Here is a 12,418-nt window from a genome sequence, read left to right on the forward strand (position 1 = left end):
AAAAATGTCATGCGCACCGTATTAAACGTCCTTAATTTTGTTCTGGGTGGCTTTTTCACCACTCTGAGCTGGCTGTTTGCCACCTTAATCAGCATTGTGCTGGTCTTTACCCTGCCGCTGACCCGCTCCTGCTGGGAGATTACCCGATTGTCACTGTTACCCTTTGGTAATGAGGCGGTACACGTTGATGTCCTGCGCCCGGAGAGTAAAAGCCACATCATGAACACCGGCGGAACCCTGCTGAATATCTTCTGGCTGATCTTCTTCGGCTGGTGGCTCTGCCTGTCTCATATTTCGATCGGCATTGTGCAGTGCATCAGCATCATCGGCATTCCGGTGGGTATCGCCAACTTCAAAATTGCCGCCATTGCCCTGTGGCCGGTGGGACGCCGCGTGGTCTCCGTAGAAGAGGCGCGCGCCGCGCGCGAAGCCAATGCCCGTCGCTATTAGTATGATGTCGAAGAACCTGCCCGGCTGGCGGCAGTATCTGTTTAATAGTACCTGGCGCTACCTGCTGCGCATTCTGTTTGCGCTCGGCGGGTGTGCGGCCATTCCCTGGTGGCTGCAGCAGATTGAGTGGACCATCCCTCTGACACTGGGCGTGGTGGCTGCCGCACTGGCTGACCTTGACGATCGGCTCACCGGGCGTTTGAAGAATCTGCTGATCACCCTGCTCTGTTTTTGTATCGCTTCGGTGTCGGTTGAACTTCTGTTCCCCTATCCGCTGGCCTTTATGGCCGGGCTGGCGATATCGACCTGGTGCTTCATCCTGCTGGGTGCTCTCGGCCAGCGTTACGCCACCATCGCGTTTGGCGCGCTGCTGATTGCGGTCTACACCATGCTTGGCATTGGACTGTTCAGCCAATGGTATATGCAGCCGATGCTGCTGCTGGTAGGCGCACTCTGGTACAACCTGCTGACCCTGCTCGGTCATCTGATGTTTCCGGTCCGGCCGGTGCAGGAACAACTGGCGGGCAGTTTTTCCCACCTGGCGCGTTATCTGGATGCCAAAGCAAATCTGTTCGATCCGGATGCGGGCGAACAGGACGATGCCACCTTTATCGATGCCGCGATGGTTAACAGTCAGTTAGTGGCGCAGCTCAATCTGACCAAGACCACGCTGCAGAGTCGCCTGCGAGGCGATCGCGGTTCACGCGGCACCCGCCGCAGCCTGCACTACTACTTTGTGGCGCAGGACATCCACGAACGGGCCAGCTCCTCCCATCTGCAATATCATCTGCTGCGGGGCGACTGGCGCTACAACGAAATTCTGTTCCGGTTTCAGCGCCTGCTGAATATGCAGGCCCAGGCCTGTCGCCAGCTGGCACATTCGATCCTGATGCGGGAGAGATGGGTTCATGACAGCCGGTTTGAGCGGGCTTTTGAACGGCTGCAGAAGGCGATAGAACGGCTGGAGCAGCGTGAGCCGGAGGCGACCCATACCCGTGCGCTTTACTGGCTACTGCGCAACCTGCGGGCCATTGACGCGCAGCTGGCCTCGGTTGAATCAGAACAGACGCTGGCGGGTGAAGATCCCCAACACAGCGATAATCTGTTGTCGCGCGAGGGATTAAATGGCTGGAGCGATATCAGACTGCGTTTCAGTCGCCACCTTTCCCCCGCCTCCGCGCTGTTCCGTCATGCGGTGCGGATGTCAGTGGTGCTGTGTATCGGTTACGGTTTCATTCAGGTCACCGGCCTGGAACGGGGTTACTGGATACTTCTCACCAGCCTGTTCGTCTGTCAGCCCAACTACAATGCGACACAACGGCGGCTGGCGTTGCGTATTGGTGGCACGCTGGCGGGGATCGCGATTGGTCTGCCGGTGCTCTGGCTGGTCCCTTCTGTCGAGGGGCAGCTGATTCTGATTGTCATCAGCGGCGTACTGTTTTTCGCCTTCAGACAGGTACAGTATGCCCAGGCAACGCTGTTCATCACCCTGCTGGTGCTGCTCTGTTTCAACCTGCTGGGCGAAGGCTTTGAAGTGGCATTACCGCGCGTGGTCGATACGCTGCTGGGCTGTGGCCTGGCCTGGCTGGCCGTCGCCTTTATCTGGCCTGACTGGCGTTTTCGCCAGCTTCCGGCGGTGGCAGAACGGACCTTACAGGCCAACTGCCGCTATCTGGATGCCATTATGGAGCAGTACCATCAGGGCAAAGATAACCGCCTTGCTTATCGTATTGCCCGGCGGGATGCGCATAATGCCGATGCCGAGCTGGCCTCAGTGGTGTCGAACATGAGCAGCGAAAGCCGCACCAGTCAGACGATGCGTGAGTCCGCTTTCCAGTTGCTCTGCTCTAATCACTCATTCCTGAGCTATATCTCTGCGCTGGGTGCGCATCGCGATAAAATTGATGAGCCGCAACTGCTCGCCTTACTGGATGACACCGTCTGTTATGTCGAGGATGTGCTGCAAACGGACGTCGTCAGCGACCAGCAGGCGGAGGAGATGCGTCAACTCCTTACCCAGCGAATCGGCCAGCTGGCCGCCGATGCGGATACGCGCGCGCCACTGGTATTACAGCAACTCGGCTTGCTGGTGGCGCTGATGCCAGACGTGGCCCGCCTGCGCCGCACGCTAAATTCTCACTAACTTCCGCCGCTCTTTGGGTTCAGCGTCATCAGTACGGTGCGCTGAAACCAGGCATTCAGCTCCGCCCTGACCGACAGCGGCAGGGCCGCATAATGATGGCCTGATATCGCCCCCTGAAGCGCCAGCAACGTCTGCAATCCCACATGCTGGTTAACGGCTTTCAGCCTCAGCCAGCACTGCTTAGCGCCAATGTCATACAGATGCTGTACGTTAAGGATGCCCGCTTCATGCAACATCATCTCCAGGCGTACGCTGAGGTTAGGAAGATCTTTTAACCGGATGGATGACTGCTTATGATGCTGATCGAACTGAGCGGTCTCCAGCGACGCGGCTGATAATCTCAGCAGATGCGTCGGTTCCTGCCAGAGCGCGTCATCAACCCGATAGTAGTTCAGGCTGACCATCACGCCACGCTTGCGAAATACCAGTGGCTCCAGCGGACGCTGCGTAATGTATTCCCGCAGGGGTTCGCTGGCTCGCAGGTAGAGTGCATCATTGTTAACTAAAGCAAAAACCACCCGTTCCACGGCCAGCGCATAGCCGCCAAACTGGGTGCGTGACTCGATGGTTCCCAGCGGGGCCAGACGTTCCCGGGAGCGTTCGACAATCGGATTAACCTTTTTCATCACACCACCTCCATGTTATAGAAATATCTGAAATCACGTTTGCTTTCAGGCAATTAGAAGATAGGAAAAAGCCTTTGCAGGTTCAATGAATAATTAACGGTTCAGCTAACCTTGTGGTGTTTTTGCGAGGCGTTTTCAGAAATTTGGGTTGATCTTTATGCGGAACGACAGTACTGTATATTCATACAGCCCACTGCTGAGTGATTAACTTATGCGAACACAACATCCGAATAATGCACGCTATGCTCATCATTACGCTTCCTCTTCTGTCCCCGCTTCTCATCGTGGCTGGATCACCGAGTTACGCTATAGTGAGCAGCCTGGAATGATGCAGATGTTATTGTTGCCGCTGCTGCAGCAGTTGAGTCAGCAATCACGCTGGCAGTTGTGGTTAACGCCGGCACATAAACTGAATCGCGCCTGGCTGCAGCAATCCGGTTTGCCACTGGATAAAAGCATGCATATTGCTGATTCTGAGCGTCTGAACGCGGTTGAGGCGATGATTAAAGCGCTGCGGACTGGAAATTATAGTGTCGTTTTGGCATGGATTCCGTACGAACTGGATGAAGATGAGCGACGTCAACTGGAAAATGCGGCAGCGGAAGGTGATGCCCTGGGATTGATTTTACGGTCGAGTGGATCACCAGAAGCGCCTCTCGGACCACAAAATGCGCTAAAAATTCAGTCGGATTTGTTTCATTAAGTAAAAATCAGAAGTTTCTCAAGAACTATTTCTTATCTGTCGTCGCTAAACCACTGATTCTGTAAGTTCGAGCGTTGACAATGGTTTAGCAGTTTTTTTGGGTATTGAGCCACGACAATAACACCAGGCTAATTGTTAGAATTTGTGTATAAATCTCTGTTTTTTTACAGAAGCGCCTCACATCATACTTGTAAGTTTCCAATCTCGTTGTAGACTTTATCTCGCCAGGGTGCTCAATAACCTCCGTTTTTTTGCGGTAGAGTCATAAGCGAGCGTTTTGACCCGGCGAAGGATTAAACCAAGAGCAACCTTTTTGCTCATTGCCTATTTGGATGATAACGAGGCGCAAAATGAAAAAGACAGCTATCGCAATTGCAGTGGCACTGGCTGGCTTCGCTACCGTAGCGCAGGCCGCTCCGAAAGATGACACCTGGTACACCGGTGCTAAACTGGGCTGGTCTCAGTATCACGACACTGGTTACTACGGTAACGGTTACCAAAACAATGACGGTCCAACTCACGAAAGCCAGCTGGGTGCAGGTGCATTCGTTGGTTACCAGGCAAATCCATACCTGGGCTTCGAGCTGGGCTATGACTGGCTGGGTCGCATGCCTAACAAAGGCAACGTGACTAACGGCGCATTCAAAGCACAGGGCGTTCAGCTGGCAGCTAAACTGAGCTACCCAATCTATGACGATCTGGACGTGTACACTCGTCTGGGCGGCATGGTATGGCGTGCAGACGCAACCCAGACTAACCCAACTACTGGCCGCATCAGCGACCACGACACCGGCGTTTCTCCGCTGGCTGCCGTTGGTGTTGAGTATGCGCTGACCAAAAACTGGGCAACCCGTCTGGATTACCAGTGGGTTAACAACATCGGTGATGCACAGACCGTTGGTACCCGTCCGGACAACGGCATGCTGAGCGTAGGCGTTTCATACCGCTTCGGTCAGGATGAAGCTGCTCCAGCACCGGCTCCAGCACCAGCACCAGCGCCAGTTGTTGAAACCAAGCGTTTCACTCTGAAGTCTGACGTTCTGTTCACCTTCAACAAAGCTACCCTGAAGCCAGAAGGCCAGCAGGCTCTGGATCAGCTGTACAGCCAGCTGAGCTCAATGGATCCTAAAGATGGTTCCGTTGTGGTACTGGGCTTCACCGATCGCATCGGTTCAGAGCAGTACAACCAGAAACTGTCTGAGAAACGTGCTCAGTCAGTGGTAGATTACCTGGTATCTAAAGGTATTCCTTCTAACAAGATCTCTGCACGTGGCATGGGTGAATCTAACCCAGTTACCGGCAACACCTGTGACAGCGTGAAAGGCCGTAATGCCCTGATCGACTGCCTGGCGCCGGACCGTCGTGTAGAAATCGACGTTAAAGGCATCAAAGACGTTGTAACTCAGCCACAGGCTTAAGTTTACACGTAATAAAAAACCCCGCTAAGGCGGGGTTTTTTTATGTCATCGTTCCGGTCAGCGACCCTGCTCTGAGACGCTCTGCCAGCTAAAATGAGTGGCTCCTGAGAGCTGGCTTACTCTTTCTCTGAACCTGAGTTACCGAGAATCGCCTGTAAATCTTCCCGCAGACTCGACATCTGGGTAGCGTACTTCTCTTTGCGTTCAGCATCTTCAATTAACTGGACCACCGTCTCCGATAACGTACTGTTTCGCCGCTGCGCCAGTCCAGCCAGTCGTTGCCAGACCAGATACTCCAGATCGATAGACTTTTTACGCGTGTGCTGATGTTCAGCATTAAAGTGACGTTTGCGACGCGCACGGATGGTCTGTTTTAACCGGTTATCCAGATCCGGATGAATGTGCTCTGCAATCCATTCGTTGACCGTCACCGGATTATTTTCCATCGCCAGCAGTTTATCGACTGCCGCCTGCGCCGCACTTAACTCAAGGTGACGCGTGATCAGTTCACCTTCCCGATGTTTTTTCACCAGGTATTTCCATTTCCATCCACATTCAAGATTTTCGAGTTGCTGGTATTTCATCGGAATCTCATCGTGATCACGTAACGAGCTAAGAATAACAGCTTTTTTCCCGGATGCAGCAACGAAAAACATGCTGTCAATGTCACATCTTCAACAGGAAGTCTGCAGTGCTTAACAAGGGTGAATCCTGTATAATCTCGCTTTTCTTAAATCAGACAAATGCGATTATTTTGACCAGCACCCAACTTACGTGGCAAACCTTACAGCCGGATAGCGCGCAATACCAATCCGTTTTTTCCCGAATTGCTGATGAAGAAACCGATGCTCTGGCAGCGGTACAGCCCCGATTGCTGAATGCTCTGGCGCATTTACATCACCAGTCGCAGGGATTCCCGTTACTGCTGGTGCGTAGCCAGGAAAATCGCGACTACCTGGCACTGATTGCTCAGGCCGCGCAGCGCGTCATGGAGGAATCCACCACGCTGTATGGTGGCGATTACCATATCATGGCCGATAACGTCACGCTGCAGCCCCCTTCAGACCCTCAACGCCCTTTCACCAGTCAGGGTGGCATTCATTTCGCCGACTGGATTGAAACCGAACAGCTGTTTGGTTGTGTCCGCCAGTATAAAGATCGTATTCAGCTTGAGCCGGGTCTGATCCATCGCGCCAACGGTGGCACGCTGGTGCTCACGCTGCGCAGTTTTATGACCCAGCCAATTCTCTGGTTACGCCTGAAGAAATGTATTGAGCAAGGCTATGTTGAATGGACCTCGCAGGATGAGCGACGTCCCTTGCCGGTCGCGATACCGCCACTGCCGCTCCAGTTAAATCTGGTGCTGTGCGGCGATCGTGAAGCACTGGCCGACTTTCAGGAGCTCGATCCTGAAGCCCATGAAATGGCTATCTATACCGAATTTGAAGAGAACATTCAGATTCTGGATGAAGATGACATGCTTGCCTGGTGCCGCTGGACCGCCGATCTGGCACAACAGGCTGAGCTGCCGCTGCCGGAAACCGATTTCTGGCCAGAGCTGATTAAAGAAGGCGTACGCTACAGCGGCGATCAGGAGACGTTACCGCTCTGCCCGCGCTGGTTACAGCGTCAGATGCGTGAGTCCGCGCTGATGGGCGATAAAATCAATGCGGAAGCGCTGCGTGATGCGCTGGAAGCTCGCCTGTGGCGTGAAAATTATCTCAACGAGCGGATGCGCGATGAGATCCTGCTGAAACAGATCCTGATTGAGACTGAAGGTGAAGTGGTCGGTCAGATCAACGGCCTGTCGGTAGTGGAATATCCTGGCCATCCTCGCGCCTGGGGTGATCCATCGCGTATTACCTGTGTGGTGCATCCTGGCGACGGCGAGTTTACCGATGTTGAGCGCAAAGCCGAGCTGGGCGGTAACATTCATGCAAAAGGCATGATGATTATGCAGGCCTATCTGATTGCCGAGCTGGAACTGGATCAGCAACTGCCCTTCTCAGCTTCGCTGGTATTTGAACAGTCCTATTCTGAAGTGGACGGCGACAGCGCCTCGCTGGCTGAACTCTGTGCGCTGATCAGCGCGCTGGCTAACCAGCCGGTCAATCAGCAAATTGCCGTCACTGGCTCAGTCGATCAGTTCGGTAACGTGCAGCCGGTTGGCGGTCTGAACGAGAAAATCGAAGGCTTCTTTGATATCTGCCATCAGCGTGAACTGACCGGTCAGCAGGGCGTGATTATACCCGCCTGCAATGTGCGACACCTGAGTCTGAATCAGGCTGTGGTCAGTGCGGTTGAGCAAGGTCGCTTTCATATCTGGGCGATTGACCGTGCTGATGAAGCCCTGCCGCTGCTGACGGGCAAGGTCTGGGATACTGAGGATGGTGAAGGCGACACCCTGCTGCGCACCATTCAGGAACGCATTAGCCAACTGAACCAGCCGGACGCGCCGCACCGTCCCTGGGGACTGCGCTGGCTTAACTGGTTTAACCACCGTTAATCCGATTTGCTCAGCGTACAACTGTTCGCTAATATTCGTGATTCACTAAAAAAAGGCTTATTGTAAACATGGTAGATAAACGCGAATCCTATACCAAAGAAGACCTGATTCTGTCAGGTCGTGGTGAACTGTTTGGCGAAAATGGTCCGCCGCTTCCGTCAGGCAACATGTTGATGATGGACCGCGTGGTCAAGATGACCGAAGACGGCGGCAAATATGATAAAGGTTTTGTTGAAGCTGAACTGGATATCAATCCTGACCTCTGGTTCTTCGGCTGCCACTTCATTGGCGACCCGGTCATGCCTGGCTGCTTAGGCCTGGATGCGATGTGGCAACTGGTTGGTTTCTATCTTGGATGGCTGGGCGGCGAAGGTAAAGGTCGTGCGCTGGGCGTGGGTGAAGTGAAATTTACTGGTCAGGTCCTGCCTGAAGCGAAGAAAGTGACTTACCGTATCCATTTCAAACGCGTTATCAACCGCAAACTGGTCATGGGCGTTGCCGATGGCGAGGTGCTGGTCGACGGCAACCTGATCTATACGGCCAGCGATCTGAAAGTGGGCCTGTTCAAAGACACGGCGGCTTTCTAAACGTTTCCCCCAGAAACGAAAACCTCCGCGCGCAGCGGAGGTTATATTCCCTTTTCAGTGACATCCGGCTAGGCAGCGACCGACCTGTCCTCCATGGCTTGTCGCCAACCTCCCAACCAGTGAGACTTAGCGTCAATCATTTGATACGGACACATCTCTTTTGAGCGTCCAGTAATGCCTGCCTGATAACCACGTGAATGGGCGCGCTCAAGGCGGTCTCGTTTCTGTCTCTTCATACTCCGTGTCCCTCATGTAAGGTCTGTGGAATCTGGTGGAAAGAAAAAGGTGGTGAATTAATGTTCAACCACACTAATGTTCTACCCGCTACGCGCCCAAAGATCAATGCGCAATCTTCACGCCAATGTCATAAATGTGACCTCTGACCGACAAAATGATGCTTTTTTGTGATGCGGATGACAGCACTATCCCGCTGATTAAGCTAAGAAAAAAGCCCCTGTTTCTCGTCAATCGTGCTTAACGAAAAATCAGGGGCTTAGCTTATTTATTCATACTCTTCTTAATTTAACGCAACCGTACTGTTGGCAATCTGCTGTGCGGTTTGCTGCCAGCCCGCCGCCAGCGTTCTGACCAGCGCATCGTAGCCATCTTCATTCTGAGGCAGCGCCAGGTTAAATGCCTGCTTGGTCAGACGGCCCTGATGTTCCAGCGTCCACTCGCCACTGATCACTGCCTTGCCGTCATAGCGGCCCTGGAAGCCGGTGATGGTCACGTTGAGCGTGTCGTGCTGCGCACCCATCGGCGTACCCGCCACCAGTCGTCCTGGCAGAGCTTTGCTGAGGTTGGTAATCAGCGTCTGCTGCAGCTGCTGATCGAGCGGGCTGGCCCACAGATTATTGGCGGCAATAACATATTTCACGTCACTGGTCTGATAAACCAGCCCGTTACCCGCCAGATAATCCGGTACCGTCACCTGCTGCACCCACAACATCGGTTGCGCTTCATTCAGGCTGCTGCTGCTGACCTTCATCGGGGCGGCCCCGGAAGGCAGCTGATACCAGGTATTATCGATGGTGCTGCTGCACGCGCTCAGCAGCAGCGCGGCAGAGAGTATCATTCCTTTTTTCACTGTTTCGCCCTCTTAGGCTGGGGATCCTGTCCCGGTTTCGCCTCAAACACCAGCGCGTTGCTCTTAGTATTGAGCGTTTTCAGTACCGGCTGCAGTTCGCGCAGCACCTGATCGAGTCGCTGCATATCCCCGACCAGCTTGCTGTAAGCCGGCGAGCCTGGCTGCAGGCCTTTCATGCTACGGTTCAGCTCACGCAATGTCTGCTGCATATCTTCCGGCAGCGTTTTCATTGCCGGGCTGGCCGTGACTTTATTGACGTTATCGATGGTGCGTTGCAGATCACGCATCGTTTTCTGGCTCTCTTTCAGCGTGCCGGTCGCTTCATTAATCATACCGTTAAGTGGCAGGCCATTGATCTTATCCAGCGCCGCCATCAGCTTCTGCTGGATCTGGCTCAGACCACCGCTGACGGTCGGAATCACTTCGTAACCCGACACTTTTTGCGGCCCTTTATAGGCAGGAGCATTGTCGTAGAAGTCCAGATCAACATACAACGCGCCTGACAGCAGGTTGCCAGTTTTCAGCGTGGCGCGCAGCCCGCGCTTCTTACCATCCTGCAGATGCTGTTGCAGATCGAAGTTCTCACCCAGTCGGCTGATAAACCGATCCGGTTCGATACGAATCAATACCGGAACGCGGTAATCATTGTTCAGCGCCTGATCGAGGCCCGCTTTCATCAGCGGCGCTTCCGACACTGTACCCAGGCGAATGCCGCGGAATTCAACCGGTGCACCGGCCTGCAGGCCACGAATCGAGTCGGTAAAGAACAGCAGATAATCAATATGATTGGTATACAGCGAGTCCTGAATGCTGCGTTGATCATCAAACAGATGATAATCAGACTGATTCTTCGCCGCCTGGCCCAGATCCCAGCCATCCGGCACATCAAAGCTGACGCCGCCGCTGAACAGCGTGGTCAGCGACCCCATTTCCACCCGCATACCGGAAGCGGACATATCAACAGCAATGCCGCTATCCTTCCAGAAGCGGACATTGGTGGTTACCAGCCGATCGTACGGTGCCGCGATAAACAGCTGATAGGTCATCATGCGCTTATCAGTATCGAAGGTGCTGGTTTCCACCGTCCCGACGCGATAGCCACGGAACAGTACCGGATCGCCCGGGTTAAGCTGGCCAGCTTTTTTGCTGTCGAGGATGATGCGAATGCCTTTGGCATCCGGCGGCGCTAACGGTGGCGCATCCAGCAGGTTAAACTGCTCTGGCGCTTCACTTTTGGTACCCGGCTGTAATTCAATATAGGCACCCGACAGCAGGGTTCCCAACCCGCTGATACCTTCGCGACCAATCTGCGGCTTCACCACCCAGAAAACACTGTCTTTGTGCAACAGTTTTCCCATCCCGGCATTGAGGCGGGCCTTGATTTCAACGTGATGCAGATCGTCGCTCAGTACCGCGCTCTCCACCACGCCGACATCCACGCTGCGGCTTTTAATGGTGGTTTTGCCGGCTTCGATACCCTCGGCATTTTCGGTAATCAGGGTCACTTCCGGCCCCTGATGACTGAAGTGATAAAACAGAATCCATCCGCCGATTAACAGCGTGACGATGGGGACAATCCAGACCGGCGACCAGCGCTTGATCTGCTCCACCTTTGCGTGGCCGTGGTTAATTTCCGTCAAGGCGCGACTCCTTTACATTGTTTTCGCGTACACGATCCCAGGTTAATCGCGGGTCAAAGGTCATTGCAGCAATCATGGTCAGAATAACCACCAGCGCAAATAACACCGCGCCCCACGCGGGATAAACACTCATCAGTTGCCCCATACGCACCAGCGCAGAGAGCACGGCAATCACAAATACGTCGATCATCGACCAGCGGCCAACAAACTCGACCACTTCATAAATCAGGTGCATCTTGTGGCTATCATGCCGTCCGCGTCCGCCGGCATCCCAGCAGAGCCAGCCAATCGCCAGCATTTTCAGCGTCGGCACCATAATGCTGGCGATAAAGATCACCAGCGCCACCGGATAAGAACCGTCGCTCCAGAGTAAGATGACGCCCGCCATGATATTGGAGGGATACGCGCTCCCCAGCGTTTCTGTCACCATGATCGGCATCAGATTCGCGGGAATATAGAGAATGACGGAGGTCAGCAGCAGCGACAGCGTCCATTGCAGGCTGTGCTTACGGCGCGCAGAAGCGACCACTCCGCAGCGCGTACAATGACGCTGCGTGGCCGGCAAAATGGCAGTGCAGCAGGGACAGGAGCGTAAATCCTGCTGCAGGCCAGTGACACCGACCCGGGGAGGATGCGGCAGCGCCGGCATCGGCGCAATGTTCTGCCAGAGCTGACGCCGGTCAACGCACTGAAACGCCCGCAGCTGCAGCAGGCAGAACAGGCACCAAGGCCAGAAGCTGGTTTCCAGCCCGATGTCACCATAAGCCATCAGCTTAACGAAACTGACCAGCACCCCCGCCATAAATATTTCAGCCATACCCCAGTTGCGTAGCTGAAACAGAATGCGCGCCAGCCCCAGTTTCAGCCGGGTCGGTAACGGAACCGGATTCACCAGCAGCAGGATAGTGACCATGCAGAACGCCGGGATAGCCTGTACAAACAGCAGGAACAGGGTCGCCAGACTGCTGTAGTCTTCTGACACCATCACCTGCGGTATCTCGGCCAGGCTGATCTGACTGCTGAGCCCGGCCACTTTCATGGTGATAAACGGAAACAGATTGGCCAGCAGCAGCATAAACAGAGCCGCCAGCGCATAACCGGTTGGCCGTTTGCGTGGCTCGTGCCAGTTTGCCGTAAGAGAAGTGTGGCAGCGCGGGCATGAGGCACGGCTGCCAACGGGAATGTCCGGCAGCTTATTCATTAAATCGCATTGTGGACAGAGCATCCACGCGTCACTTTTATCTGCTGAACACATCCG

The 12,418-nt window shown here is 54.3% G+C and carries 12 protein-coding genes; 6 read left to right on the forward strand and 6 right to left on the reverse strand.

Going from position 1 to position 12,418, the window contains the following annotated elements; translation table 11 throughout:
- Positions 1-9: 9 nt before the first annotated feature.
- Together LZU96_RS12990 and yccS are read left to right on the forward strand one after the other, a co-directional pair.
- Complete coding sequence (locus LZU96_RS12990) at positions 10-450, forward strand: YccF domain-containing protein (RefSeq protein WP_233984694.1); 441 nt, start codon at positions 10-12, stop codon at positions 448-450.
- Positions 434-2,593, forward strand: coding sequence for a YccS family putative transporter (gene yccS / locus LZU96_RS12995; RefSeq protein WP_233984695.1), 2,160 nt, complete (start codon positions 434-436; stop codon positions 2,591-2,593). Before LZU96_RS12990 ends, yccS begins: the two co-directional genes overlap by 17 nt.
- On the opposite strand, the gene LZU96_RS13000 is transcribed toward yccS, so the two are convergent.
- The gene (locus LZU96_RS13000; RefSeq protein WP_233984696.1) at positions 2,590-3,219 is read right to left on the reverse strand and encodes a TfoX/Sxy family DNA transformation protein; all 630 of its coding nucleotides are present in this window, start codon (positions 3,217-3,219) and stop codon (positions 2,590-2,592) included. The two genes, yccS and LZU96_RS13000, sit on opposite strands and share 4 nt — an antisense overlap.
- A gap of 211 nt (positions 3,220-3,430) precedes the next feature.
- Between LZU96_RS13000 and sulA the strand changes: the two genes are divergently transcribed.
- Positions 3,431-3,922: an SOS-induced cell division inhibitor SulA gene (gene sulA / locus LZU96_RS13005; protein ID WP_233984697.1), complete on the forward strand. Its 492-nt coding sequence runs from the start codon at positions 3,431-3,433 to the stop codon at positions 3,920-3,922.
- A gap of 350 nt (positions 3,923-4,272) precedes the next feature.
- Positions 4,273-5,340, forward strand: coding sequence for a porin OmpA (ompA, locus tag LZU96_RS13010; protein ID WP_094120105.1), 1,068 nt, complete (start codon positions 4,273-4,275; stop codon positions 5,338-5,340).
- A gap of 116 nt (positions 5,341-5,456) precedes the next feature.
- Here the strand turns inward: ompA and matP are convergent, their stop codons facing one another.
- A complete protein-coding gene (matP, locus tag LZU96_RS13015; RefSeq protein WP_143807274.1) occupies positions 5,457-5,924 on the reverse strand; it encodes a macrodomain Ter protein MatP in 468 nt (155 codons plus the stop codon).
- Positions 5,925-5,977: 53 nt separating this feature from the next.
- On the opposite strand from matP, the gene LZU96_RS13020 reads away from it, so the two are divergent.
- Together LZU96_RS13020 and fabA are read left to right on the forward strand one after the other, a co-directional pair.
- Positions 5,978-7,846: an AAA family ATPase gene (locus LZU96_RS13020; RefSeq protein ID WP_233984698.1), complete on the forward strand. Its 1,869-nt coding sequence runs from the start codon at positions 5,978-5,980 to the stop codon at positions 7,844-7,846.
- A 68-nt stretch (positions 7,847-7,914) separates the two neighbouring features.
- Positions 7,915-8,433, forward strand: a complete 519-nt coding sequence (gene fabA / locus LZU96_RS13025; RefSeq protein WP_008925876.1) for a bifunctional 3-hydroxydecanoyl-ACP dehydratase/trans-2-decenoyl-ACP isomerase — start codon at positions 7,915-7,917, stop codon at positions 8,431-8,433.
- Positions 8,434-8,501: 68 nt separating this feature from the next.
- On the opposite strand, the gene rmf is transcribed toward fabA, so the two are convergent.
- The 4 genes from rmf to pqiA all read right to left on the reverse strand — a co-directional run bounded on the left by rmf (position 8,502) and on the right by pqiA (position 12,415).
- Positions 8,502-8,669, reverse strand: a complete 168-nt coding sequence (rmf, locus tag LZU96_RS13030; protein WP_072050988.1) for a ribosome modulation factor — start codon at positions 8,667-8,669, stop codon at positions 8,502-8,504.
- 281 nt (positions 8,670-8,950) lie between these two features.
- Positions 8,951-9,520, reverse strand: coding sequence for a membrane integrity-associated transporter subunit PqiC (gene pqiC / locus LZU96_RS13035; RefSeq protein WP_233984699.1), 570 nt, complete (start codon positions 9,518-9,520; stop codon positions 8,951-8,953).
- Positions 9,517-11,160: an intermembrane transport protein PqiB gene (pqiB, locus tag LZU96_RS13040; RefSeq protein ID WP_233984700.1), complete on the reverse strand. Its 1,644-nt coding sequence runs from the start codon at positions 11,158-11,160 to the stop codon at positions 9,517-9,519. Before pqiB ends, pqiC begins: the two co-directional genes overlap by 4 nt.
- On the reverse strand, positions 11,147-12,415 hold the full coding sequence (gene pqiA / locus LZU96_RS13045) for a membrane integrity-associated transporter subunit PqiA (RefSeq protein ID WP_233984701.1): 1,269 nt from the start codon (positions 12,413-12,415) through the stop codon (positions 11,147-11,149). The genes pqiB and pqiA overlap by 14 nt, the downstream gene beginning before the upstream one ends.
- Positions 12,416-12,418 lie beyond the last annotated feature (3 nt).

It is taken from the genome of Pantoea agglomerans (assembly GCF_021397715.1).
GTDB lineage: Bacteria > Pseudomonadota > Gammaproteobacteria > Enterobacterales > Enterobacteriaceae > Pantoea > Pantoea astica.